The 24,331-nt window shown below is 71.3% G+C and carries 22 protein-coding genes, 2 tRNA genes and 1 pseudogene; 17 read left to right on the top strand and 8 right to left on the bottom strand.

Going from position 1 to position 24,331, the window contains the following annotated elements:
• Positions 1-104: 104 nt before the first annotated feature.
• From BJ983_RS29890 to BJ983_RS29880, 3 genes are read right to left on the bottom strand one after another with little or no spacing between them, the layout of a single operon-like run.
• Positions 105-1,145: a glycosyltransferase gene (locus BJ983_RS29890; RefSeq protein ID WP_343054428.1), complete on the bottom strand. Its 1,041-nt coding sequence runs from the start codon at positions 1,143-1,145 to the stop codon at positions 105-107.
• 51 nt (positions 1,146-1,196) lie between these two features.
• On the bottom strand, positions 1,197-2,243 hold the full coding sequence (locus BJ983_RS29885) for a glycosyltransferase family 9 protein (protein WP_179797145.1): 1,047 nt from the start codon (positions 2,241-2,243) through the stop codon (positions 1,197-1,199).
• A complete protein-coding gene (locus BJ983_RS29880; RefSeq protein ID WP_179797144.1) occupies positions 2,240-2,758 on the bottom strand; it encodes an HAD-IIIA family hydrolase in 519 nt (172 codons plus the stop codon). The genes BJ983_RS29885 and BJ983_RS29880 overlap by 4 nt, the downstream gene beginning before the upstream one ends.
• A gap of 160 nt (positions 2,759-2,918) precedes the next feature.
• Between BJ983_RS29880 and BJ983_RS29875 the strand changes: the two genes are divergently transcribed.
• From BJ983_RS29875 to BJ983_RS29860, 4 genes are all read left to right on the top strand, one after another.
• Entirely contained in the window at positions 2,919-3,386 is a 468-nt protein-coding gene (locus tag BJ983_RS29875) for an ATP-binding protein (protein WP_343054427.1), read from the top strand.
• Between the two features lie 131 nt (positions 3,387-3,517).
• Positions 3,518-4,258, top strand: coding sequence for an RNA polymerase sigma factor SigF (locus BJ983_RS29870; RefSeq protein ID WP_218891733.1), 741 nt, complete (start codon positions 3,518-3,520; stop codon positions 4,256-4,258).
• Between the two features lie 392 nt (positions 4,259-4,650).
• Positions 4,651-5,409: a glycosyltransferase family 9 protein gene (locus tag BJ983_RS29865; protein WP_343054426.1), complete on the top strand. Its 759-nt coding sequence runs from the start codon at positions 4,651-4,653 to the stop codon at positions 5,407-5,409.
• Positions 5,406-6,278, top strand: a complete 873-nt coding sequence (locus BJ983_RS29860) for a DUF1206 domain-containing protein (protein WP_179797142.1) — start codon at positions 5,406-5,408, stop codon at positions 6,276-6,278. The genes BJ983_RS29865 and BJ983_RS29860 overlap by 4 nt, the downstream gene beginning before the upstream one ends.
• Positions 6,279-6,322: 44 nt before the next feature.
• Here the strand turns inward: BJ983_RS29860 and ligD are convergent, their stop codons facing one another.
• A complete protein-coding gene (gene ligD / locus BJ983_RS29855; RefSeq protein ID WP_179797141.1) occupies positions 6,323-7,339 on the bottom strand; it encodes a non-homologous end-joining DNA ligase in 1,017 nt (338 codons plus the stop codon).
• Positions 7,340-7,581: 242 nt separating this feature from the next.
• On the opposite strand from ligD, the gene BJ983_RS29850 reads away from it, so the two are divergent.
• On the top strand, positions 7,582-7,776 hold the full coding sequence (locus BJ983_RS29850; protein WP_179797140.1) for a hypothetical protein: 195 nt from the start codon (positions 7,582-7,584) through the stop codon (positions 7,774-7,776).
• Here the strand turns inward: BJ983_RS29850 and BJ983_RS29845 are convergent, their stop codons facing one another.
• The gene (locus BJ983_RS29845; protein ID WP_179797139.1) at positions 7,777-8,958 is read right to left on the bottom strand and encodes an acyl-CoA dehydrogenase family protein; all 1,182 of its coding nucleotides are present in this window, start codon (positions 8,956-8,958) and stop codon (positions 7,777-7,779) included.
• 83 nt (positions 8,959-9,041) lie between these two features.
• Here BJ983_RS29845 and BJ983_RS29840 point away from each other — a divergent pair, with 83 nt between their 5' ends.
• From BJ983_RS29840 to BJ983_RS29800, 9 genes are all read left to right on the top strand, one after another.
• Positions 9,042-9,953: an AraC-like ligand-binding domain-containing protein gene (locus BJ983_RS29840; protein ID WP_179797138.1), complete on the top strand. Its 912-nt coding sequence runs from the start codon at positions 9,042-9,044 to the stop codon at positions 9,951-9,953.
• A 145-nt stretch (positions 9,954-10,098) separates the two neighbouring features.
• Positions 10,099-12,114, top strand: a complete 2,016-nt coding sequence (locus BJ983_RS29835) for an SDR family oxidoreductase (RefSeq protein WP_179797137.1) — start codon at positions 10,099-10,101, stop codon at positions 12,112-12,114.
• On the top strand, positions 12,111-13,739 hold the full coding sequence (locus BJ983_RS29830; RefSeq protein WP_179797136.1) for an AMP-binding protein: 1,629 nt from the start codon (positions 12,111-12,113) through the stop codon (positions 13,737-13,739). Before BJ983_RS29835 ends, BJ983_RS29830 begins: the two co-directional genes overlap by 4 nt.
• A gap of 69 nt (positions 13,740-13,808) precedes the next feature.
• Entirely contained in the window at positions 13,809-14,897 is a 1,089-nt protein-coding gene (locus BJ983_RS29825) for an acyl-CoA dehydrogenase family protein (protein ID WP_179797135.1), read from the top strand.
• 126 nt (positions 14,898-15,023) lie between these two features.
• On the top strand, positions 15,024-15,632 hold the full coding sequence (gene orn / locus BJ983_RS29820) for an oligoribonuclease (protein ID WP_179797134.1): 609 nt from the start codon (positions 15,024-15,026) through the stop codon (positions 15,630-15,632).
• Positions 15,633-15,786: 154 nt separating this feature from the next.
• Positions 15,787-16,173, top strand: a complete 387-nt coding sequence (locus BJ983_RS29815; protein ID WP_179797133.1) for a cupin domain-containing protein — start codon at positions 15,787-15,789, stop codon at positions 16,171-16,173.
• A 70-nt stretch (positions 16,174-16,243) separates the two neighbouring features.
• Positions 16,244-16,316 (top strand) — tRNA-His (locus BJ983_RS29810).
• Between the two features lie 62 nt (positions 16,317-16,378).
• Positions 16,379-16,451: transfer RNA gene (locus BJ983_RS29805), tRNA-Lys, on the top strand.
• A 160-nt stretch (positions 16,452-16,611) separates the two neighbouring features.
• Positions 16,612-17,772: a phage integrase central domain-containing protein gene (locus tag BJ983_RS29800; RefSeq protein WP_179797132.1), complete on the top strand. Its 1,161-nt coding sequence runs from the start codon at positions 16,612-16,614 to the stop codon at positions 17,770-17,772.
• 47 nt (positions 17,773-17,819) lie between these two features.
• Here BJ983_RS29800 and BJ983_RS29795 read toward each other — a convergent pair whose 3' ends face one another.
• Positions 17,820-18,089 carry a hypothetical protein gene (locus tag BJ983_RS29795; RefSeq protein WP_179797131.1) on the bottom strand — a complete coding sequence of 90 codons (270 nt, stop codon included), beginning with the start codon at positions 18,087-18,089 and terminating at the stop codon, positions 17,820-17,822.
• Positions 18,090-18,161: 72 nt separating this feature from the next.
• Entirely contained in the window at positions 18,162-18,728 is a 567-nt protein-coding gene (locus BJ983_RS29790) for an RNA polymerase sigma factor (protein ID WP_179797130.1), read from the bottom strand.
• Between the two features lie 715 nt (positions 18,729-19,443).
• Between BJ983_RS29790 and BJ983_RS29785 the strand changes: the two genes are divergently transcribed.
• The gene (locus BJ983_RS29785; protein ID WP_179797129.1) at positions 19,444-20,325 is read left to right on the top strand and encodes a hypothetical protein; all 882 of its coding nucleotides are present in this window, start codon (positions 19,444-19,446) and stop codon (positions 20,323-20,325) included.
• A gap of 92 nt (positions 20,326-20,417) precedes the next feature.
• Here BJ983_RS29785 and BJ983_RS29780 read toward each other — a convergent pair whose 3' ends face one another.
• Positions 20,418-21,728 carry a hypothetical protein gene (locus BJ983_RS29780; protein WP_179797128.1) on the bottom strand — a complete coding sequence of 437 codons (1,311 nt, stop codon included), beginning with the start codon at positions 21,726-21,728 and terminating at the stop codon, positions 20,418-20,420.
• Positions 21,729-22,029: 301 nt separating this feature from the next.
• Here BJ983_RS29780 and BJ983_RS29775 point away from each other — a divergent pair.
• Both BJ983_RS29775 and BJ983_RS29770 read left to right on the top strand, forming a co-directional pair.
• Positions 22,030-22,518: pseudogene (locus BJ983_RS29775) on the top strand (alpha/beta hydrolase); the annotation flags it as partial.
• Positions 22,451-24,139: a DUF6119 family protein gene (locus BJ983_RS29770; protein ID WP_179797126.1), complete on the top strand. Its 1,689-nt coding sequence runs from the start codon at positions 22,451-22,453 to the stop codon at positions 24,137-24,139. The pseudogene BJ983_RS29775 and the gene BJ983_RS29770, both read left to right, overlap by 68 nt.
• Positions 24,140-24,331 lie beyond the last annotated feature (192 nt).

Below are 24,331 nucleotides of genomic sequence, written 5' to 3'. Positions count from 1 at the left end.
CACGACGATCGAGGGAGGTCGGTCCGCGACCGTGGGCTCAGGTCGGTGACCGCGTGGAGGTGGTGCCGGGTCGGGGTCGGACCGGCGTCGGCCCGACCGTCGGGTTACAGCGGGACCGCGGCGTCGAGTCCGCTACGGGTGGGGTGCGCCAGGGCGACGGCGTCACGGAGCACGTCGTCCCAGTCGGCGAGGAACCGGTCCACGGAGAACCGTGTGGTCGCGATCTCGCGGGCCCGCGTGCCGTGGGCGCGGGCGAGATCGGGGTCGGCGCGGTAGGCGCGCAGGGCGTCGTGCAGGACGGAGAGGTCGGTCGCCACGACACCGGCGTCGGACGGGACGGACACGGCGGCTTCGGCGGTGGCCAGCCCGACGACGGGCAGCCCCAGCATCATGGCCTCGATGAGGGCGAGGCCGAGGGAGGTCCACCGGATGGGGTGGAGGTAGACGCGGCGGCGGGCCAGCTCGGCGTGCATCCGGTGCTGGGGCAGGTCCCCGATCACCGCGATGTCCGGGTGGTGCACCGCCTCGGGCAGCCGCTCGGAGTTGATGCCGAAGACGTCCAGGCCGACGGTGTCGGCGAACCCCGCGAGGAGGTCCGTGCCGGTCACCCGGTGCCGGCGCACCGGCTCGTTGACCACCACGGCGGCCCGGTCGAGCTCGCCGGTGTAGTGGTGGCCGGGATCGATGACCCCGTGCTCGACGACCCGGGTCGGGGCCCGCCCGCAGTCCCACATGAGCGCGTTGAAGTGCGTCACGTGGACCACCGGGATGTCGTCACGCTCCGCGACGATGTGCCGGGTGGCCGGGGCGTCGCCGCGCGGCGTGTTGTGCTCCAGCCACACCGCCGGGAGATCGACACCCGGCGTCCGACCGGTCCACCGCGCGACCAGGTCGATCTCCTCGGGACGCTGCAGCACGACCACGTCGATCTCGTCGGCGCGGGCGGCCAGCTCGGCCGGGGAGCACTCGACGGCGGCATCGGGCCAGGTCCACGCGGCCGGACGGCCTCCACCCCAGGGTCCGCGCTCGGGCAGGGTCGGCACCAGGTAGCGGTGCCGTCCCTGGACGAAGGCGGTGGACCACGAGCCGTGCACGTGCCAGTGCAGGACCGTCAGCGACGGCGGCGTGGTCGGGGTGGAGGTCACTGGCGAGGAATCCCTTCGGCTTCGACGTGGTAAACGCCGAGCCGGAAACTACTACTCCCCGTGACCGCTGGCAGGGCAACTACCCCTGACCAGCGAGTTCACCGCTCGCACCACGTCATCGGCGCCCACCGAGGCCAGGCAGGGGTGCCCCGGGACGGGGCAGATCCGGGCCCGGGTGCCCCGGCACGAGGCGTCCTGGTCGCCCAGCAGGACGTGCGACACGCCGTAGGGCGCCCACCGGCGCGCCGGGACCACGGGGGCGAACAGCGACACCACCGGCGTCCCGACCGCGGCGGCCAGGTGGGCGGGCCCGGTGTTCCCGACGACGACGGCCGCGGCGTCGCGCAGGACGGCAGCCAGTTGGGTGAACGTGGTCGCCCCGCCGAGGTCGGTCCCGTCGGTCCCCGCGACCTCGGCCGTGAGTGCGGACTCCCCCGGCGAGCCGGTGACCACCACCCGCCACCCGGCCGCCGTCAACGCCGTCACGGCCTCGGCGCACCGGGAGGCCGGCCACGCGCGGGCGGGCACGGACGCGCCCGGGTGCAGCACGACGTAGCGCCCCGTCACCGGGGACACGCCCGGCTCGCGGACCCGCATCGATCCGTCGTCCGGAACGGGGAAGCCGGCGCGCGCCGCGATGGCGAGGGCCCGTTCGGGCTCGGGGAGGTCGTCATCGAGGTCGGTGGTCGGGTCGAGCGCGGGGTCGCCCGGGCGCAGGCGGACGTCGAGCAGGCCGCCCGGGTAGTCGACCGAGGCGGCGGCGATCCGCGGCACGCCGGCCATCCGCAGCACGAGCGCGGTGGGCAGCGGCGACTGGTGGAACGACGTGAAGACGACCGCCTCGTCGGCCTGCAGGGCGGCCAGCCGCGCGACCGTCTCCGCGACCGACTCCGGCGTCACCGGCGGGGCGTCGCCGTCGACCCAGCCGCAGTGCCAGACCACCACCTCGTCGACGCCGGGGAGCAGCTCCGCCGCCTGCCGTCCCTTGGGCCCGACGACGGCCACGACGGAGTCGGCCCTCGCGGCGACGGCCCGGATCGCAGGACCGGTGAGCAGGACGTCGCCGTCGGAGTCGAGCCGCACGACGAGGACCCTCACGGGCACCCGAGCAGGTCGAGAGCGTGCAGCAGGTCGCGGGCCACGAGCGGGGCGGCCTCGACCTCCTCGCGCCGGGTGACGGGGGTCGGGACCAGCACCGACCGGGCGCCGGCCGCGGCCGCCGCCCCGACGTCCGCGGCGATGTCGCCGATCACCGCGCACTCCTCGGGCGCGACCCCGAGCCGGTGGGCGGCGTCGAGGACGAGCCCGGGCGCGGGCTTGCGGCAGGCGCACCCGTCGTCGGGACCGTGCGGGCACCAGGCCCAGACGCCGATCGGCCCGAGCAGCTCCTCCACGCGGGCGTTCACCGCGTCGACCTGCGCGGGGGTGAGCACGCCCCGGGCGATGCCCGACTGGTTGCTGACCACGCCGGTCCCGAGCCCCGCGGCGCGCAGCCGGTCGAGGGCGGGGCGGGCGGTGTCGACGGGGGCGACGAGCGCCGGATCGCCGTTGTAGGGCACGTCGTGCACGAGGGTGCCGTCGCGGTCGAACAGGACGGCTCGGACCTCTGCCACGTCCGGGAGCAGACCACGCCGGACACGACCGTGCAGGGCGTCGCCCGGTTTGTGGGAGGAGGCCCCGGGTACACGACCCGCGACCGAGATGGCGGGGTGTGTGGCCCACGCCGCGGGGCCGTGAGCTCCGCCGGACCCCCGCGGAGCACCGGGGACCGACGTGCCGGTCAGGGACGAGGAGGTGCTCGTGGCGCGGCCCGATCCGTACCCGCTCGACGGGAGCGAGCCCCCCGAGGACGTCGAGGTGCGCGTACCCGCCACGCCGCGGGCGGTGGTGACGCTGCGCACGGTTGCGGCCGATCTGGCGGCGCGCGCCGAGTTCACGCTCGATGCTGTGGCGGACCTCCGGATGGCCGTCGACGAGGCCTGTTCCAGCCTGGTCTCCCTGGCCCGGCCGGACACGAAGTTGACCTGCACGTTCATCCTCCACGAGGAGCGCATCACGGTGACCGCCTCGGTCTCGACGTTCGGCCCGGAGCGGCTGCCCACCGACTCCTTCGGCTGGCGGGTCCTCACCACGCTGGCCGACGATGTCCGGATGCTCTCCGCGACCGGCGACCGGGACTCCGATCCGTTCCGCCTCACGCTGCGTCTCTCCGTCCCCAGCCTCGGGACCGTGCTTTCGTGACGGCGAGCGAGACCGGGACGGCCCCGGCGGCCGACACCGCCGCGGCGACCGACACCGCGACCGACACCGCGACCGGGCCGTCCGAGCGCCCGGAGCGACGCAAGGGTTCCCGCGGCGAGTACGACCACCTGATGCCGAAGCTCGCCGAGCACGCCGCGCTGGAGAAGGGCTCGCCCGCCCGGCTGCGGCTGCGCGACGAACTGGTGCGCGGCCACCTGCCCGTGGCCCAGCACATCGCCCGCCGCTTCTCCCGCCGCGGGGAGCCCGAGGAGGACCTCGAGCAGGTCGCCACGCTCGGGCTCATCAACGCCGTCGACCGGTACGACCCGGAGCGCGGCACCGACTTCCTCTCCTACGCGGTGCCCACGATCACCGGCGAGGTGCGGCGGCACTTCCGCGACCAGGCCTGGTCGATGCGCGTTCCGCGCCGGCTCAAGGACCTCAACGTCACGCTCTCGGCGGCGATGGGCCAGATGTCCCAGTCGCTCGGCCGGGCGCCGACGGCGGCGGAGCTCGCCGAGCACCTGAGCCTGCCGAAGGAGGACGTGCTCGAGGCGCTCGAGGCGTCCAACGCCTACCGGTCGGGTTCGCTGGACGAGATGCTCGTCGACGACCCCGACTCGGGCACCGTCTCCGACCTCCTCGGCGAGGCCGACCGGGCGCTGGAGAAGGTCGAGTACCAGCAGTCGCTCGCCCCGCTGCTGGCCGCGCTCCCCCAGCGTGAGCGCACGATCATCATGCTGCGGTTCTTCAAGAACATGACCCAGTCGCAGATCGCGACCGAGGTCGGGATCTCCCAGATGCACGTGTCCCGCCTGCTGGCGCGCACCCTCATGCAGCTGCGCGAGGGGCTCGGGGAGAACGCCCGCTGACGGTTCACGTCCTGCGGGACCTCGGGCTCGGTGACCTCCTGGTTGCCGTGCCCGCCCTACGACTGCTGCGCCGGGCCCTGCCCGGGCACCGGTTCGTGCTCCACGGGCCGGCGTGGGTGCGGGACGTGCCCGGCTTCCCGGTCCTTCCTGCTCTTCCCGACGGCGGGTCGGCGCCGGCCGCCCGCGCGAGTGGCTCCGTTGACGCGTCCGGTGACACGGATCGGCCATCGACGGGCGGCGGGTCGGCGCCGGCCGCGCGCGTGAGTGGCCCCGTTGACGCGTCCAGTGACACGGATCGGCCATCGACGGGCGGGCCCGACGCGGAATGCCCGACCGACGATGTCCCGCTGCACCCGTCCAGTGGGAGCAGCGCGCCATCGTCACTCACGCTCGTGAACCTCCACGGCGCCGGCCCGCAGAGCCACGCGCGGCTCGACGCGCTGGCCGGGGACCGGCCCGCCGTCCGGATCGGGCACGCCGCCCCGGGCTGGGACGGCCCGCCGTGGACCGACGACCCGACGCGCCCCGAACGCCGCCGCTGGTGCGACCTGCTCGCCGCCTGCGGGCTGGTCACCGCCGACGAGGCGGCCGCCGCCGCAGATGACCTGCGCCTGCCCGAGCCGCCCCCACCCGCCGTCGGGACGGGCGCGGTGGTGATCCACCCCGGCGCGGCCTTCGGCGCGAAACGGTGGCCGGTGGAGCGGTTCGCCGCCGTGGCGGAGGCGGTGGCGGCCGCGGGCCACGAGGTGGTGGTGACCGGCGGGCCGGACGAGGCGGCCCTGACCGGCGCCGTCGGAGGCCGTGACCTTGCGGGGCGGACCTCGGTCGGCGAGCTCTGCCGCCTCGTGGCGCACGCCCGGGTGGTGGTCGCCGGCGACACCGGCATCGCGCACGTCGCGACGGCCTATGGCACGCCGTCGGTGACCCTGTTCGGCCCGGTCGGCCCCGCGCAGTGGGGCCCGCCCGCGGGCGAGGAGCGGCACGTGACGCTGACCGACCCGACCGTGCGACGCGGCGAGCGGTTCGCCGACGATCCCGACCCGGCCCTGCTCGCCGTCGGGATCGAGGACGTCCTTCGGGTGGTCATGCCACAGCTCACAGACACGTCACAGCGACGGCGACCGGATCCAGGGGTACCACTGGGTCCATGAGCATCGTGCCCGCTTCCGTCGTGGACGACGGGCCACTGCTCGGTCGATCGGAGTCGGACGAGTTGCGCGACGCACCCGCGTGGATCGAGGCGATCGGACGGGTCGGCCTCGTGGCCTACGGCCTGGTCCACCTCGGGATCGCGGTGCTGGCCATCCGGATCGCCGCGCTCGGGCCGCGTTCCGGGCACGGCGACGACGGGCACGCCGACCCGCGCGGTGCGGTCGCCCTCGTCGCCGCCGGGGGCGGGTTCTTCGGTCGGTGGCTGCTCGCCGCGGCGGCCGTCGCCCTCGTCGCGTTCGCGTTCTGGCAGCTGCGCGCGGCCGCCGTCGGCTTCTGCTGGGCCAGCCCCGAGGAGCGGTGGCGCAAGCGCCTCGGCGCGGCCGCGAAGGCCCTCGGCGTCCTGTCGGTCGCCTACCTGGCCGCCGAGTTCGCGACCCGCCTCCAGGGCCGCCGCAACGCCTTCCAGGACACGGTCCGCGAGGTGTTCACCTACCCCGTCGGCCGGTGGGCGGTGGGGATCATCGGGCTCGTGGCGGTCGGGATGTTCGTCTCGATGACCTACACCGGGGTCCGCGCCACGTTCATGGGCGACCTCGTCGCCGCCAAGCTGCCCGGCCGCCGCTGGACGCTCACGCTGGTCACCGGCTCGATCGGCAACCTGACCCGTGCGATCACCTTCGGCGTGGTCGGGGTCCTGACGACGGGTGCGGCGATCGACGACGCCCCGGACGCCATCGGCGGGGTCGACGTGGCCCTGCGGACGATGGCCACGTACACCATCGGCGCCACGATGTTCGTCGTCGCCGGCCTGGGGTTCGCCGCCTACTTCGTCTACTGCTGCATGGACGCGTACGCGCGGCACCCGTAGGTGCGCTTCGCGCAGGTGAGCACTAAGGGGTGTTATAGCCCCACTTAGTGCTCACGGGCCGGAGGCACCTCCCGCACCACCTCGCGCGGGTCCTTGTCGTCGCGCAGGCCCTGGTAGCGGGGGTGGCGCAGGCGGCCGTCGGAGGTCCACTCCCCGAACCCGACCTGGCACACCAGCTCCGGGCGCACCCAGTGCCGGCCACGCTCACGGGGCGCGTCGGAGAACGGGTCGACGTCGGTCGTGAGCGGGTCGAGCGTGGCGCGGAGCAGCTGGAGGGCGGCGTCGTCGAACCCGGTCCCGACCTTCCCGGCGTACCGCAGCACCCCGTCCTCGTGATAGCCGACGAGCAGGGCCCCGAGCACGCTGCGCGACCCCGCCGGGTCGGTCCACCCGCCGATCACGAACTCCTGGTCGCGGACGCACTTGAGCTTGCGCCAGTCGTGGCTGCGGCCCTCGACGTACGGCGCGTCCAGGCGCTTGGCGATGAGGCCCTCCCATCCGTCGGCGCACGCGGCGTCCCGCAGCTCGAGCGGGTCGCCGTCGAGGGCCGGGGAGAGCACGAGCACCGGCGGCTCCGGCCGCACCACCGTCCCCAGCAACGCCTTGCGCGTCACCAACGGCAGGCGGGTCACGTCGAGGTCGTCGAGCACCAGCAGGTCGAACAGATGGCACTCGATCGCCACCCCGGTCGCCCGGGCCCGCCGCGGGTCCGACAGGTGCATCCGCGCCTGCAACGAGCCGAACCGGCCGTCCGCCGCGATGATCTCCCCGTCGAGCACGAACCGGTCCGGCCCCGCCGCGTCGAGGGCCTCGACCACCTCCGGGTAGCTGGCGTCGGCCGGCTTCCGGTTCCGGCTCCACAGCCGCGGCCGCTCCCCCCGCTCGCGGGTCGCGATCACCCGCACCCCGTCGAGCTTCCGCTCGAACGACCAGCCCGCCCGCGGCGGCGGCGGGTCCGTCGGCTTCGACAGGGACGCGAGCATCGGCGCGCGGAATCCCGCGTCCGGGGCACGCCGCAGCGCCCGGACCTGCTCCGGCGGGAGGTTGGCGAGGTCGACCACGGTGTCTGCCTACCCCGTCCGGGCCCGCGCCCGCGATCCCCGTCGGGTGCATTCCCGACGAGAGGTGCATCGGCCCGTGCGTCGATGGCTCCTCCGACGCGTCCGGTGACACGGATCGGCCACCGACCGGCCCGCCGTCGACCGTGGCGACCCGCTGTCACCCGACGTCAGCGGTGGCACACGGCTGTCACCGCCGGAGGCCCCGCTGTTTGAGCCCGACCCGAAACGCCGAATCTCCGCGCATGACCGACCCCTCGCAGCGCGCCGCGAACCTCGAGCAGCAGTACGTGAACGAGTACGAGGGCACCGAACAGGCGCTCACCGGCCTCGACCCCGAGAAGGACGAGGAGAACCAGACCAAGGACCGGATCGAGGCGGTCGCGAAGGACGAGCAGGCCGAGGACCACGTCGAGAAGATGGCCGACGGGGACCGCTGACTACCCCACGAGGTTCAGGAACACCCACCGCGCGTCCGGGGCGAGCCCGGCGAGCCGCTTGCCGGTGCCCTGGACGACGGCCGGCGACGAGGTGACGTGCTGGGTGCCGCCGTGCAGATCGCGGAACACCCGGTTCAGCGGACCGGAGCGCAGCGCGGCGGTGCCGGCCCAGCGGTAGACCGTCTGCCCCACCTCGAGCGCCGCCTCCGTCGTCGTGGCCAGCGCGAGACGGGTCAGCGTCTCCTGGTCGGTCGAGAGCGCCGACCCGCTGGCGAGCGTGGCCTCGTTGTCCGCCCAGACCTCGGACGTCCACGCGCGCGCCGCCCGCAGCGTCGCCTCGGCGCGGGCGTAGGCGGCGTGGAACTCGGTGGTGTCGACGCCCGCCCCGAACGTGCCGCTCTTCGCCACGGCGAGCGCCGACATCTCGTCGAGCAGCCGTCGGCCCACGCCGAGCGCCCACCCGGCGTGGCAGATGCCGGCCATGTTCGCGAGGCCGCACCGGTAGACCGCGCCGCCGACCAGTGGCTCCGTGGTGGTCGCGACATAGGTGCGCTCGGCGGGGACGAACACGTCGTCGAGCGTGTAGTCGATGCTGCCGGTGCCGCGCAGGCCCATGACGTCCCAGTTCTCGACCAGGGTCGCCTGCTCGCGGGGCAGCGTGAACACGAGCGCCTCGCCGGTCTCCTCGACGATCGCCGCGGTGTGGACGTGGCTGCAGTGCAGCAGGCCGGAGGCGAACTGCCAGGAGCCGGACACCCGGTAGCCGCCGGGCGCCACGCGGGCACGGCCCGGCCGCGTCCCCTGCCCGGCGGCCAGCATCCGGTGCGACCCGTCGAGCATGTCGGCCACGGTGTCCGCGCCCAGGTAGGCGACGGTGGTGCCCGCGACCATCTGCAGGGCCATGACGACCCAGCCGGTCGAGGCGTCGGCCCGCGACAGTGTCTCGACCGCCCGGATCACCTGACGCGGCGTGAACTCCGGGCCGCCCAGCTCGGCGGGCATGCCGATGTCGAAGGCGCGGGCGTCCTCGAGGGCCTCCACCACGCGCGGGGTGAGGCGGCCGGCGGCCTCCACGGCGTCGGCCTCGGCCCGCAGGAGCGGGTCGAGGGCCTCCAGGCGGGCGACGATCCCGTCGAACTCGTCGCCGACGTGCAGGCCGGGGCGGGTCAGCTGCTCGGTCATGCGCCCGACGCTAGATGTGGCCGGGGTCTCATCGCTCTCGCTACAGTGCAGGGACCTCTCCGACGGGCGCACGAGGTGGGCGCATGGCCGACGCGACCGAGTGGTCCGACGTGGTCGCCGACGCCCTCGTCGCCGCCGACTTCTCCTTCGCCCGCCCCGAGCGCTTCCGCGGGCGCGTCACGCAGCGCCGCCTGGGTCCCGCCTCGCTCATCGCGATGGTCGCCCACCCGCACGTCGCGGTGCGCGAGGCCGAGCACATCGCGTCCGGCGCCCCGTCCGAGACGCTGCTGTCGCTGCAGCTCGAGGGCCACGCGGAGTTCCGGCAGGACGGCCGCACCGCGACGGTCTCCCCCGGCGACCTGGTGTTCTACGACTCGGCCCGGCCGGTCGAGATCGTCGCCCGCGAGGGCTACCGCAGTCTCTGCTTCCGCTTCCCGACGTCGGGTCCGGGCGGCCACCGCCGCCCCGAGCCGCTCACGGCGACCACCCTGCGCGGCGCGCACGGCCTCGCGCCGGCCGTGGCGGGGCTCCTCACCGGCCTGCAGTCCTCCACCGGCGGGACGGCCGCGCTCGCGGCGTCGGCGCAGCAGGCCGCGGAGCTGGCCCGCACCCTGTTCGACGACGAGCTCGCCCGCCGCGGCCTGCTCACCGCGGACGAGCCCCACGACGCGCTGCGTGCCGCCTTCGACGAGCACGTGGACGCCCACCTCGCCGACCCCGACCTCACGCCCCGTTCCGCGGCGGCCGCCCTGTTCGTCTCCCCGCGCCTGCTGCACGCCGTGCTCGCCGAGGACGGCCGCACCCCGGCCGGGACGATCCGCACCCGCCGGCTGGACCGGTGCTTGGCCGACCTCGCCGACCCGGCCGCCGCGAGCACCCCGGTCTCGGCGGTCGCGCGCCGCTGGGGGTTCCCCAACGCCACCCGTTTCGGGCAGCTCGTGCGCGCCCGGACCGGGCGGACGCCCACCGCCTACCGGCGGGCGATGCTCGGGTGATCCGTCGCGCGCACACGGATCGCGCACGACCCGACCGGCGAGGTTGCCCCGTTCCGACCACCGGTCGCACGGCCGGTAGCTAAAGGACGACGAACGGTGCACTCGGCGTAGCGCCGACGGGTGTCTCGTGCCAACATCCTCCGCCATGCGCTACCTCGTTACCGGCGGTACCGGGTTCCTCGGACGCGCGGTCCTCGCCCGGCTGCTGGAGCGCGAGGACTGCGAGGCGGTCCACGCCCTGGTCCGGCGCGGCTCGGTGCAGAAGCTACGCCGCCGCACCCGGGACCTCCCCGGCGTGGACAGGCTCGTCCCCGTCACGGGTGACCTGACGAAGGACCGGCTCGGGCTCGACGACGACGCCGTGAACGACCTCGCCGGCCAGGTCGACGAGGTGCTGCACCTCGGCGCGATCTACGACGTCACCGCCGACGAGGAGGCCAACCGCTCGGCGAACGTCGACGGCACGCGGAACGTCGTGGCGCTGGCCGCCGAGATCGGCGCGCGCTGCTTCCACCACGTCTCGAGCGTCGCGGTCGCCGGGGAGCACGAGGGTGTGTTCACCGAGGACGACTTCGACCTCGGCCAGCGGTTCGGCAACCCGTACCACGAGACGAAGTTCGCAGCGGAGAAGATCGTCCGCGAGGAGTCCACGATCCCGTGGCGGGTGTACCGGCCCGCGATCGTGGTGGGCGACTCGCGCACCGGCGAGATCGACAAGATCGACGGCCCGTACTACCTCATGGGTGCGATCGGCGCGCTCGGCCGCCTGCCGGGGTTCCTGCGCCTGCCCGCGCCGGAGCTGGGCGCCACGAACATCGTGCCGGTGGACTACGTGGCCGACGCCATGGTCGCGCTGGTGCACACCCCCGATCTCGACGGGCGCGCGTTCCACCTGGTCAACCCGCGTCCGCAGCCGCTCTCCGAGATCTACAACGGGCTGGCCGGCCCCCTGGGCGCACCGAAGCTCGTGCCGGTGCTGCCACCCGCCGTCGGGAAGGCCCTGACGCGGGCGGCCGGCGCGGCGGCGGACACCGATGCGGGCGGGTCGGCCCGGGACATCGCGCTGGCGGAGTTCGACATCCCGCCGGAGGTCCTGCCGCACCTGACGTTCCCGTGCGTCTACACCGCCGAGCAGACCGTCCAGGCCCTGGACGGGATGACGCCGCCGGAGTTCGGCGACTACGCACCCGTGCTGGTCCGGTACTGGCGCGAGCACCTCGACCCGAACCGCGCCCGGCGCAAGCGCCCCGGACCGCCCCTGCTCGGCCGACGCGTCGTCATCACCGGCGCGTCGAGCGGGATCGGGCGGGAGACCGCGATCCGCGTCGCCCGGAACGGCGGGGTGCCGCTGCTCGTGGCCCGGCGTCAGGAGGAGCTCGACGAGGTGCGCCTCGAGATCGAGCGCGAGGGCGGCCAGGCGCACACCTACACCTGCGACATCACCGACGCCGAGTCGGTCGACGCGACGGTCAAGTCGATGCTCGCCGACCACGCGGGCCCGGACACCGGCATCGACATGCTGGTGAACAACGCCGGCCGCTCGATCCGGCGCTCGGTGAAGCTGGAGCTCGACCGGTTCCACGACTTCGAGCGCACGATGGCGATCAACTACTTCGGGGCGATCCGCCTGACGATGGCCCTGCTGCCGCACATGATCGAGCGGCGTTTCGGCCACGTCGTGGACATCTCCTCGATCGGCGTGCAGACCGGTCCGCCGCGGTTCTCCGCCTACGTCGCGTCGAAGGCCGCGCTGGACGCGTGGGCCCGCATCGTCGCCACCGAGGTGATCGGCGACGGCGTCACGTTCACGACGGTCCACATGCCGCTGGTCCGCACGGACATGATCGCCCCGACGAAGATCTACGACGCCTTCCCCACGCTGTCGCCCGAGGAGGCGGCGGACATGGTGGTGAACGCGCTCATCCACCGCCCCAAGCACGTCGGCACCGCGCTCGGCACGCTCGGCGCCGTCTCGGCGTCGCTGACGCCGCGGATCGTGGACGTCGTCATGCACGTCGCCTATCGCGTGTTCCCCGAATCGCGGGCGGCGCGTGAGGGTAGTGATGAGTTGACCCCCGGCGAGGACCGTGCCCTGCAGGCCGGTCCGCTCTCGCGCGGGGCACAGGCCTTTGCCCGACTTCTCCCTGGAGTGCACTGGTGAGGACGCCGTTCGGAACCCCGACCGAGCTCGCGACGGGGGTCCGCCTCCTGATCGGAGCCGGGGTCGTCGCCCCGATCGCGCCGCACCGGGTGGTGAAGTTCCCGGTCGCGCTCTACCGCTACGGCTTCACGCCGACCACCGCCTACACGATCGGCGCGTGGCGGCACCCGAAGCAGGTCGCGATCATCGACGACCGCGGCACCGTCACCTACGGCGAGCTGCACGAGCGGACCGACCGCCTCGCGCGGGCCCTGGCCGACCGCAACGTCGGGCCCGGCAGCAAGATCGCCGTGCTCTGCCGCAACCACCGCGGCCCCATCGAGACGATCATCGCCGCGTCGAAGATCGGCGCCGACGTCGTCCTGATGAACACCGGACTCTCCACCGGCCAGATGAAGGCCGTCGCCGAGGAGCAGGAGCTGACGAGCATCGTCGTCGACTCCGACCTCGTCGACCGCCTCGACGAGGTGCCGGAGTCGGTCACGCGCATCGGCGCGTGGCAGGACGAGGGCGCGGCCTGCTGGGGCGACGACACCCTCGAGGGCCTCATCGCGGTGGACGGGTCGAAGGACCTGCCGACCAAGCCGCCGACGGGCAAGACCATCGTCCTGACGTCGGGCACCACCGGCACCCCCAAGGGCGCCGAGCGGCCGACCCCCGGCGGCATCGGGCCGGTCAACGCGATCCTCTCGCGCATCCCGCTGACCGCCCGTGAGCCGGCGCTGGTCTCGGCGCCGCTGTTCCACACGTGGGGCTTCGCGGCGTTCCAGATCGGCTCGCTCATGGGCTCGACGCTCGTGCTGCGCCGCAAGTTCGACCCCGAGGACGCGCTGCGCCAGCTCGCCATCCACCGGTGCACGTCGATGTTCGCCGTGCCCGTGATGCTGCAGCGCATCCTGGAGCTCGGCGACGACGCGATCGCCCGCTACGACACCTCCGCGCTGAAGACGGTCACCGCGACCGGCTCGGCGATGCCGCCGCACAAGGTCACCGAGTTCCTCGACACCTTCGGCGAGAAGCTCTACATGCTCTACGGCTCGACCGAGGTCTCGTGGGCCTCGATCGCGAAGCCCGAGGAGCTGCGCCAGGAGCCGGGGACGGCGGGCAAGCCCCCGGCCGGCACCGACGTCAAGATCCTCGGCGACGACGACCAGGAGCTCCCCGCGGGCGAGACCGGCCGCATCTTCGTCGGCAACGACATGCTCTTCACCGGCTACACCGGCGGCCGCGGGGAGACCGAGGTCGTCGACGGGATGCTCGGCACCGGCGACCTCGGCCACTACGACGACAAGGGCCTGCTCTTCATCTCCGGCCGCGCCGACGACATGATCGTCTCCGGCGGCGAGAACATCCACGCCGGTGAGGTCGAGGGCCTGCTCGGCGACATGGACGGCGTCAAGGAGGCCGCGGTCGTCGGCGTCGACGACGAGGAGTACGGCCAGCGTCTCGCGGCCTACCTCGTGCTCGAGGACGGCGCGAAGGTCTCGGCCGACGACGTCCGCGACCACGTCAAGAACAACCTCGCCCGCTTCGCGACCCCGCGCGACGTGGAATTCCTCGACGAACTGCCGCGCAACCAGACCGGCAAGGTCGTCAAGAAGGAGCTCGGTCAGTCCTCGTCGTGACCTCGGCGTGACAATTCGATTTGGTACAACGGTTCTCGACTCCCCCTCCCCCCAGGAGAACCTGCGGACATGACCGTCCACCCACCCGACCTGGCCATCGGGTCCGATCCCCTCGCGCTCGCGCGGGGGGCCGCCGAGATGTTGCTCGAGAACGCCGCGGACTCGGACGACCCCGCGCTCGGCGTCCAGCGCTGCATGTTGCGCTGGCTCGCCGCGCAGGGGCTCTACGGCGTCGCCGCGCCGACGGAGCTCGGCGGGCTCGGCCGGGACGACCGGACGCTCGCCGAGGTCGAGGAGATCCTCGCGGGGGCGGACGCCGCGACGTGGTTCGTGCTCACCCAGCACCGCACGCCGCAGAAGCTCTCGCTCGACTCGTCGTACCCGGCGGCCGAGCAGTACCGCGAGGCCCTCTGCCGCGGCGACGAGCTCGGCGGGATCGCGGTGGCCCACCTGCGGCGGCCGGGGCCGCCGGCCATCCGGGCCGTTCCCGACGGCAGGTCGGGGTGGCGGTTCACCGGTCGGACCGAGTGGTGCACCGGCTGGGGACTGGTCGACCTCGTCCTGGTGGCGGCGGTCGCCGACTCCGGCGAGGTGGTGTTCGCTCTGCTGCCGGCGCACGAGCGGCCGGGCCTGGTGGCGACCGAGCCGTACGCGCTCGCCGTCATGGGCGGGACCCGCACGGTGGGGCTGCGGCTCGACGACGTGGCGGTCGCCGCCGACGAGGTCGCGGCGATCGTGCCGGTGGAGGACTGGCGCCGCCGCGACGCCGGGACCGTCATCGACACCAAGCCCGCGACCCTGGGCCTGCTCCGACGCGTCATCGACGAGACGCTGCGCACCGGGCACGAGCGCGACCGCCCGGCCGCCGTCGAGGAGGCGCAGGCCCTGGCGTCGACGGCGTGGCCGCTGCGCGAGCGGGCCTACGAGCTGCGCTTCGCCCCCGACAAGGACCGCTTCGTCTCCGAGCGCCTGGAACTGCGGGGCCGGATCGCCGAGCTGACCGTCCGCGCCGCGGCGGGGCTGGTCGCCGCCCGGGGCGGGTCGGCGATGTACTCGTCGTCGCACGAGCAGCGGTGGTCCCGCGAGGCGATGTTCCACCTCGTGCAGGCCCAGACCGACGACGTCCGCTCGGCGCAGTTGGCGGCGTTCTCGCACTGATCCCCGTGGCAGGAAAGCGTCGTTGCTGTCATCCAGTGGCAGTTCCGCCACATCGTCGATCACCGTCGGGCGCCGTCGCTCGCCGTCCGCGCGCCGGGATCCGCCGAGATCAGTAGGGTCGCGGGCGTGAACGGACGGCTGGTGTGGATCGATTGCGAGATGACCGGGCTCGATCTCGGCAAGGACAAGCTGATCGAGATCGCGGCGCTCGTGACCGACCAGGACCTCGTCCCCCTCGGTGACGGCGTCGACGTGGTCATCCACGCCTCCGACGACGATCTCGAGAACATGCCCGAGGTCGTCGTCGAGATGCACGCGAAGTCGGGGCTGACCGAGGAGGTCCGGGCGTCGTCGGTGACGCTCGAGGAGGCCGAGAAGCTGGTCCTCGACTACATCCGCGAGCACGTCCCCGACGCCCGCTCCGCGCCCCTGTGCGGCAACTCGATCGCCACCGACCGCGGCTTCATCGCGCGCGACATGCCGGACCTCGACGGCTACCTGCACTACCGCATGATCGACGTCAGCTCGATCAAGGAGCTGTGCCGGCGCTGGTACCCGCGCATCTACTACGCGCAGCCCGAGAAGGGGCTCGCCCACCGCGCGCTCGCCGACGCCCGCGAGTCGATCCGCGAGCTCGAGTACTACCGCCGCACCGCGTTCGTGCCCCTCCCGGGCCCGACGACGGACGAGGCCCGCGCCGCCGCCGCCGACGTGGTCGACGCCGAGCGTTCCTGACGACGGGTCGCTCCCGCTCCGGTGTCAGCGGTGGCACACGGCTGACCCTGGTCGTCAGCAGCGCGCCACGGCGGGGTTTCCGGCCTCCGTCCCTCGGTCGACCCGTGAAGGTCCGCCTCGAGTCCTGGGGTCCCCTCCTACCCCGGGAGGCCCGATGTCGCTCCTCACCGCCGCCGTCGACCAGTCGTGGGAGACCTGGGACGACCCCGTCCGCGGCCGCCTGCGCTGGTGCCTGCTCGACGACGGGACCGACCCGGCCCCGCACGCCATCACCACCGGTGTGATCGACCTCGAGCTCGGCGACTGGCTCGGCCGCCACCGCCACGCCGCGACGGAGCTGTACTTCGTGGTGTCCGGCACCGCGCACGTCGCGCTGGCGGGCGAGGAGACGACGGTGCACGCCGGGACGCACGTCCGTCTGCCCGGCGGCATCGAGCACGGCCTGTCCGCCGGCGACGGTCCGGCACGCGTGTTGTTCTCCTTCCCGACGACGGCCTTCGCGGACGTCGTCTACCGCTTCCGCGACGATCCGACGGCCTGACCCGGTGGGAACCGGCTCGACGGCGGCTTGTAGTCTGATGCGGTCGCCGGGACGCCGGGGGCAGCCAATGGTGGGTGTAGCTCAGTTGGCAGAGCACTGGGTTGTGATCCCAGGTGTCGCGGGTTCAAGTCCCGTCACTCACCCGGACGGCAGCGGTACCCCTGCTGCCGGACCGGAAGATCAGCAGTGCTAGTCTTCTGGTCACGCGCCGTTAGCTCAATGGGCAGAGCAAGTGACTCTTAATCACTGGGTTCGGGGTTCGAGTCCCTGACGGCGCACCCTTCGTTGCAGGTCAGCAGTCTGCCGTGGTTTTCTCCCAGGGAGTAGCGGCGCGTCTACGGCGCGCTTACTCCAACCTTCGGGAGGCACGGCGTGGCTCGACCTCCTCTCCCTCTCGGCACGCCAGGGCAGATCAGAGTCATCGAGGACCGCCCCAGGGTGTGGGTCGCGCGGTGCCGATTCCGTGATCACGACGGCGTCACCCGCCAGCTGAAGGCCCACGGGCCGACCAAGACGGCGGCGACCACAGCGCTCCACGCCACCATTCGGGACCGCCAGCGCGGCAGCGGGGTGGCGCGGACCGGCGAGCTCACGCCGGCCTCGACGTTCGCCGAGGCTGCGACGCTCTACCTCACCAAGGTCGAGCGGCGCCGTGAGGACTCGACGCACGCTCTCTACGCCTTCCACCTCGGGAGCACAATCCTGCCGGCGCTCGGCGCCCTCAGGCTTCGCGAGTGCACGGTGGCCCGCCTCGACGCCTTCCTCGAGGCGTTGGAGCCTCGCTATGCCGCCAACACGCGCCGCAAGCTCCGGTCGATTGTCAGCGGCGTGCTCCAGGTCGCGGTGCTCAACGAAGCCGTCGCGAGCAACCCCGTCCGCGAGCTCGACCGCATCGAGCAGCCGAAGGGCCAGCGCGCGAGCCGACCACGCGAACTTACCGCGGACGAGCGGCGCGACTTCCTCGCGTGGCTCGACGGCTCATCAGACGACCCGGCCGTCCTACGTCGACAGAAGGTCGCGCGCGCCGCGGAGCTTCCCGACCTCGTCCGCTTCTTCCTCGGTACCGGCCTCCGCGTCGGCGAGGCGCTGGCGACCCGTCGGCTCGACCTCAACCTTGACGGCGTGCCGGTCCGCACAGCCGCCGGCGAGCGACTGGTCCCGGTGGTCACGATCGCCGGCAACGTGACATGGGTGAAGGGCAAGGGCCTCGTGCGCCACGACGGCAAAACAGAGGCCGCCCTCCGCGTCGTCCCTCTCCCTCAGCTCGCCGCCGACATGCTGCGGCGCCGGCTCGAGGAGCCCGGCGAACCGGAATGGCCGGTCTTCCCGGCTGCCGGCCGCGACGGCCGACCGACCTATCGCTGGCCGTCGAACGTCCGCCGCACTCTTCGCTCGGTGCGCGAGGACGTCGGGCTCGACTGGATGACCCCGCACACCTGGCGGCGCACCTACGCGACGATCCTCGACGACGAGGGCACCCTCACTGACCGGATGAAGGCCGACCTGATGGGCCAGGCGCGGTTCTTGAAGGACGCGTATGTCAGCCGCGGCGAGCTCCACGCCGACGCAGCGATCTTCCTCGACTCGGCTCTGAGCTGAGCCGGCACCAGTCTTCCGGCAGAGCGGGTGCTCGCGGGGGCCGTCGTCTAGCGGTAGTGCTTCAGCAACTGGTCGACGACGGCGCAGACCCAAGGCTGGTCCACTCGGTCTGCCTCCCAAGGCCGGCGACCGTCTTGCCGGGGACCACCAAGCGCACGCAGCGCCCGACAGGCGACCTCGCTGAGCCGGCCATCGTCGGAGAGGTAGGCCAGGGCGTGCAGCGCCCTGGTCGCGTACTCGTCGCCCTCGAGCGCACGACGAAACTCCTCGCCGATGGGGGCGACATCGACGCGACGGTGGTCGTGAAGCTGGTCCATGCCCCGTAGAGGCCAGGACCGGTCCGTCGGTTCCATCCTCGACGGCGCCAGCCGTCGGGGATGCCGCGCGGACTACTCGGCGCTGAGCCTCACCCGCATGTACTCACGCCCTCGGTTGCACCGCGACTTGATCGTCCCCGCAGGCACACCGAGCGCCTCCGCCGCCTCGCTGACCGACAGTCCCAGTACGTCGACACACCAGATCGCCTCTCGTTGCCCTTCCGGCAGGGCTGCAAGGAGATCGTGCAGAGCGAGGCGCTGCTCGACCCGCTCCGCCAGCCCGACCTCCACCCTCGCGGTCTCGTCCATCGTCTCGGTGAGGACCTGGGGGCGGACCCTCCGTCCTCGCCAGGTGCTCCTAATGCGTCGACGGACGATCGTCTCCAGCCATGCCCGCACAGACCCGGTCCCCCGGTAGCCGCCCGCGCCTCGCATCACGTCCACCCAGACGTCCTGCACCACGGCCTCAACATCTCGCTCACCGAAGGACAGGTACCGGACGCTGGCGGTCAGCCATGCATGGTGCCTGGCCACGAGCTCGCTCAGTCCGTTGTTGTCACCTGCAAGCCATGCCTGAATCAGCTCGCCATCGGTGGCGCCCTCGTAGGTCTTTCCGCTGTCGTGGTGCGTGCCGCTCATCGGCCCTCCCCCTGCCGGGCCGGGCTGGTGGGCCCGGGCGCTGGGTGGAGGCGTCTCTTGGCCTCCACCGCGCTTCGGGCGCCTGAGGGCCGCCGAGGCTCGCAGTCAAGGGCCGGACGAAGTCCGGTCGCGAAGCGACGCCGCAGGCGCCCTTGACGGGGAGAGCGGCCCGATCAAACTCCCGGGCCCACCCGGAAAGAACAGCGCCGCCGCAGGCGGCACCACCGGAGCGCCGCTAGGCGCGACGCTTGAACGTCCGGTCCTCACCGACAGATGGTCAGACCCACCACCCGGCGCGAGCGCGGCACCGCGCACCAATCGCTGGCGCGCTCCGCTCACCGCGGGGTCGCTGAGATCGCGGCGGCGAGCACAGAGGTCCGAGTCGGCTCGGCGATGAGCCCGCGGGCGTGCCGATCGTGTCGACGCAGCTCCGGCGGAGCGCCGAGGCTGGCGGCCTCAGGACCAGCCGCGCATCATGCCGAGCAGGCTGATTTCGCGGCGCCGGAGGTGTCGCCAGATCCGGAGCCGAGCGAGATCCTCACAGCGGTCGTGCGGCAACACCACGCCCTCACCACCTGATCGCCGAGCTCCGGAACTGCAACGGCGCCCCTGTCTCGGTTCGATAGGCACTGACCTTCGAGGCGCGAGAAGTGCGCCTTAGTGAGAGCGGCACCGTCCACGCGGGGTGGCTCGGCATCAGACGGGGCGAAACTGGGTGGACGGCATCCGTCATCCTGGCTGCGTGACGAATGGTCTACCTGAGGGTGCGGTCCCCATTGGGACCGGCGAGACCGAGGAGGCACGCGAGTTCGCGCTCAAGCGTCTCGAGGAGCTGTCCACAGTCGTCGCCGCGCTGCGCCCCATGCTGGAGCACCCGATGCAGGCACAGCCCGGCAGCAGCCTCGCCGCCGACGACCGCGCCTATCCCGAGTACCCGACGAGCAGCATCGCCTGGACGGGCATCGCAGCCGGCATCGACGCTCTTTCGACGTTCTTCGCCGCCCTCGCCGGCGACCGCACCGCGTACGGCACCGGTCACCGCGCGCTGGCCCGGGCGGCACTTAACGGCGCCGCCGCCGCCGTCTTCGTGCTCGCACCGCCGAGCCGCACCATCCGTACCAAGCACGCGCTGCGCCTGGCCAAGGACGACCTCGATTCCTACGAAACCATGCTGAAAGACGCAAGGGACACGATCGGCGTCGGCAGTCCCGAGCAGTGGCAACAGATCGAAACCACAGTCGCGGAACGACAGAGGACTCTCCTCGAGGTATCCGATAAGATCGGCCTCCCCCGAGGGCAGCTGAAGAAGAATCCGACCCTTAAGGAGATGCTGGGCTACGCGCTCGACGAACGCCTCGACGAGTGCGACACGGCCTTGCGGTCGGCGTTGAACCTCACACTCGCGCAGCTGAACTCCGCAGCGCACAGCGGCCGCTGGCACATGCTCATGGGCGCCACGCACGCGTTGGACACGCCAGAAGGCTTCCACGCTCGCGTCGTCACCACAACCACGGATTTGACGAACATGATCGCAGGACCGGTGCTGCTGTTGGAGCGAGCGCTCAACCTGTTCACCTCACGCGCTCAGCCTCACTGAGCGCGAGGAGGTCCTCGATTTGAGTGTGACCAGTCCTCCCCTTTCCGGAGCTGACGGCGCCCCGGGGCGCCGTCGTGGCCGAAGGGCCATGGTCAGGTGGTGTCCCGCAGGTCCTGGTCGCGGAAAGCACGGAAGAGAGCGAAGAGGTCCTCGGGATCAGCAGTTGGGACATCGAACTCGCCTCGGTAGACCTCGTCGTTCCCGCGCTCGCTCATCATCCAGCTGACCCGCACAGTGGAGCGGTCGGAGTCGACGAGGATGCAGTAGTCGTCGCCTTCGGTAATCCACGGGTCGTCGGGGTACAGCGAGTCGGGGGTCAGGGTCACGCGCACGCCTCGACCGTCGGTTTCCCAGCGGACCGGGTAGTTCGCGAGCATCGGCATCGGCGGTGACACCGCGTCGTAGAAATCGTGGTGGCGCCCCATCACCGGTTCGATCAGGGTCTGCGGGTCGAGATCGCCGTGTTCGAGGTGCTCGACGAAGGTGCAATCGTGGAACACGACCGTCAGGCGGGGGTGGTCGATGTAGCGACCGTTGCTGGTCACTGATAGGCGCATGCCCTGCAGGAGCACGCCGAGCAGGTGGTCGCGGCCCTGCGCGAGAAGGGCGGGCCGGGCGTCGACCCAGCGCGCCAGGTGCTCCTCGCGCTCCTCCACGGACAACCGACGGGGAGCGCCGGACAGCGTGGCTGCTGGGAAAGCGATCGGGTCGGGTTCTGGGCCTGCGAGCGCGTCGCGGAACTTCTGTTCGGTCTGGTCAAAGAAGGCGCTCATCAGCTCGTCGGCATTAAGGATGCGCTGTACGGGGCCGAGGGCGTCGACGGCGATATCGATCTCGCGCCGGTCGTGCTCACCGCGGGCCCGCTCGACCAGTGCGTCGATCTCACCGGAGTGGGCGGGTCGGGTGTTGCTGTGGCCCCGAACGTAGATCGCGCCGTCGGCCAGGTTCTCCTGCCCCTTCTCGCCCTGGAAGTTCTTGCGGCAGGGGTAGGGAGGCTGGCCTCGGGACGGAGGGGCAGCCAGCACGAACAGCACCTCACGGGTCGGCTCGTCGGCGGGGAGCCGTTCGAGGTCGAAGGTCGGGAAATTGGTCCCCAGGTACGGACGGAGTCGATCCTCGAGCTCGTGGGGCTCGACCCCTGCCGGCAGACCGTGCCGGACTCCCTTCCCGGCTCCGAGCACCATGACCGCATACCCCCCGAAGTAGCGGCTCGCATCCGCCGGGTCCCGATTAGCGGCGCCGAGCAAGAACTTCGCCACCTTGGCGACCCCAGCCGGCTTGCTCAGGTCAACCTCTGTCTTGACCTCGAGATACGACCGCTCGGCCGCGTCCCCGACCTCGAGCACGTGGTCCAGCAGCGCCCGACGTGCCCGCTCCCCCAGCGGCGGCCCACCCGTGTCCATCTGCTCATCCTGCCGCTGCAACCGAGCCTGACCGGGCCGCCACGCAGGCTCCCGTCTGCAGTCGACTTCCGGAGGCTGCACCTCCTAGAGAGGTCCTTCCCGGAAGTAGACGGACCCCACGGTCGGAGGCCGGGCTGGTGGGCGCGGGTGCTGAGTGGAGGCGCCTCCTGGCCTCCAACGCGCCTCGAGTGCTTGGGGGCCGCCGAGGCCCGCGGTCAAGGGCCGGACGAAGTCCGGTCGCGCAGCGACGACGACGGCGCCCTGACGGGGAGAGCGGCTAGCCACCGTCCAGGGCAGCCTCAAGGGCTACGACGCCGACATGGCCAACCTGCGCGATCAGTCCGAGTTCCTCAGCGCCCAGTACGACCCCGACACCACCCCCGGGACGACGGCGGCGGTGACCTGGCTCGGCTACGAAGCTCCGCAGTGGAGCGAGCTGCCCGACCTGAGCCGCAGCGTCGTCGGCTCAGCCGCCGCGCAGACCGGCGCCGTTCCCCTGCAGCGCTTCTACGCCGGGCTCGACGCGGCACGAGCTCGATGCTGGTCAGTGCCTTCCAGCGGCCGCTGGTCGTCCACGTTCGTAGCTGAAGCTGGCTTCATCCTGGTAACAGTTGCTCCCAAGATCTCGACACCCAAGGCAAGCGATGAGTGCACGGTGGGGGGGATCAGTGGCGGCAGCGCAGGCAGGGCTCAACGCCCCGCCCATTTTTCGGCTCGACGTTGTGGAGATCAGAGCATTCCTACAAAGCGACGATATTGCGGTATCAGCCCTCCCCGAGAAGATCGTTGACGCCTATAATCGCAACAAGAAGGCGCTCACATTTGCTCTTGAGGACTCCGGGGAGTTCGAGGGTTGCCATCTGCTGGTCTACCGCAATGTTACATCTAGGAGCTATGCAAGCCCGTGGTCGAAGTTTTACCAACCAGCAGGTGTAGAGATAAGGGAGGCTCGGAGCCAAAATCAGCAATTCATCGGTTTCGTCGCGATAGAGGACGAACTATTCGCGCACACGGGGGGCCAAGCTTCCCACGTCTTCGAACGCTTTATCGATGTCTCTTTTCCGATTGCAGTGGCGCGGCGAGTGGCGCAGCCAGAGGTGAAGAGAGCGCGTTCGAGTCCACTCACGGGCGCCGCACTTGCGACTGACGTAAATTTTCGCGACCCGAGGCGCATCACTCACACTGAGTCCCTGGAGAACGTGTGGACGGCGCTCAGCGGACAAGTTCGCACTGACACTCTTGCTGAGTCGGAGTTCGTCTCGATCTATGGACACAAGAAATCGATGCGGGTTGAAGTGGCGAGCTCGATCAAATTTACTCCGCGGGTCGAGAGTCTCGAAAAATTGATCAAGCTGATGCGCTGGACGCTCGCGACTAGCGAGGCCGAGCTTCCAGAAGATGACGAGTGGAGGGTTCTCGATTCCATCGCACTGCTCAACCCTCGGAAAAGCAAGGGCCTCATAGAGACTCTGAAGAAGGAGCTCTCCTCAAAGCTGTTCACCGAGAGGAACCTGGCGAATTTTGCGTTGACGCATGTAGAAGCAACCCTTTACGCCAATGCAGATACGTACATTGTGACGAAAGGGTCCGAGACACTCCTTGAGAGCGACCATCGACCGAGCCTCGGTGAGGTCGTTGAAGTCCTCGATGGCTTTGCAGGCGGAGAACCTCTCCTCGGAGACGTTTCCATTGCATCTCGCTGTCCTGAGCTTGGTGCGGATGTGGGAACAAATGGAACATTGTTCGAGCATCTTCATGGCGAGATGCAGCACGAGGGTCAGACCTACTTTCTCCTCGCGGGACGCTGGTATCGCGTTGACGGAGATTACGTAAGGCTGGTGACCGAGGACCTTGCCACCGTTCTAGAAGAGACCGATCTCGACGCTTCAACTCTCGGCCTCCCGCAATGGCAAGAAGAATTTGCCGAGAAAGAGTACAACGAACTTGCCGCGAGCTTGATTGCAGGCATCAATGGCGATCGCGTGCTTACTGACAATGTCGAGCTCTTCGACACCCTGGCATGGACAAACGAGGGCGTTTTTATTATCCACCTCAAGCACGGGTTTGACGTGAAGATGCGCGACGTGCGGTCGCAGGTAATCAATTCCGCCACGCTGATCGAGAACGACCTGAGGTCGGACTCTCCTGATCGATTGAAGAGACACCACGCTCGACTTGTCAAGCGAGGTAGAACCCAGATGTCCGAGAAAGACTTCTTGGACGTATTTAGCAAGAACCGAACCTATGTCTTGGCGTACGGAACGGCGACTAAGGTTACCAGAGATTCCGTCGACGACTTCCAATCAGTAGTTGCTCGCATGGAAACAGTCTCGCTAAGTAACCAGTTTCGTCAGATCGCCGCCAGTCAGAGGACCCAGCTCAGAACGATGTGGGTCGAATTAGCCGATTAACTTCCAACGGTCACATATGCGCTTCGGGGGTCCCGCTGAAACCCGACAAGCGCGGCTCATATGCGGTCCACTTCAGCGCCCGCTGCGTGGGCCAGCCACACCACAATGGCCACTCGCCAGCGAGCCAGCCCTCGACAGCACCGCTCGCGCGGACGGGCTCGCTCGCTCCGCGCGGGAGGGAGGGCCCCGCGG

Source organism: Actinomycetospora corticicola (assembly GCF_013409505.1).
Taxonomy (GTDB): domain Bacteria; phylum Actinomycetota; class Actinomycetes; order Mycobacteriales; family Pseudonocardiaceae; genus Actinomycetospora; species Actinomycetospora corticicola.
This window is presented reverse-complemented; position numbering and strand designations above follow the sequence as displayed.

Excerpts from the sequence above, each read along its gene's own strand:
- BJ983_RS29870 (WP_218891733.1), top strand. The coding sequence starts at position 3,518 with ATGCCGAAGCTCGCCGAGCACGCCGCGCTGGAGAAGGGCTCGCCCGCC.
- BJ983_RS29860 (WP_179797142.1), top strand. The coding sequence starts at position 5,406 with ATGAGCATCGTGCCCGCTTCCGTCGTGGACGACGGGCCACTGCTCGGT.
- BJ983_RS29850 (WP_179797140.1), top strand. The coding sequence starts at position 7,582 with ATGACCGACCCCTCGCAGCGCGCCGCGAACCTCGAGCAGCAGTACGTG.
- BJ983_RS29845 (WP_179797139.1), bottom strand. The coding sequence starts at position 8,958 with ATGACCGAGCAGCTGACCCGCCCCGGCCTGCACGTCGGCGACGAGTTC.
- BJ983_RS29840 (WP_179797138.1), top strand. The coding sequence starts at position 9,042 with ATGGCCGACGCGACCGAGTGGTCCGACGTGGTCGCCGACGCCCTCGTC.
- BJ983_RS29835 (WP_179797137.1), top strand. The coding sequence starts at position 10,099 with ATGCGCTACCTCGTTACCGGCGGTACCGGGTTCCTCGGACGCGCGGTC.
- BJ983_RS29825 (WP_179797135.1), top strand. The coding sequence starts at position 13,809 with ATGACCGTCCACCCACCCGACCTGGCCATCGGGTCCGATCCCCTCGCG.
- BJ983_RS29815 (WP_179797133.1), top strand. The coding sequence starts at position 15,787 with ATGTCGCTCCTCACCGCCGCCGTCGACCAGTCGTGGGAGACCTGGGAC.
- BJ983_RS29795 (WP_179797131.1), bottom strand. The coding sequence starts at position 18,089 with ATGGACCAGCTTCACGACCACCGTCGCGTCGATGTCGCCCCCATCGGC.
- BJ983_RS29790 (WP_179797130.1), bottom strand. The coding sequence starts at position 18,728 with ATGAGCGGCACGCACCACGACAGCGGAAAGACCTACGAGGGCGCCACC.
- BJ983_RS29780 (WP_179797128.1), bottom strand. The coding sequence starts at position 21,728 with ATGGACACGGGTGGGCCGCCGCTGGGGGAGCGGGCACGTCGGGCGCTG.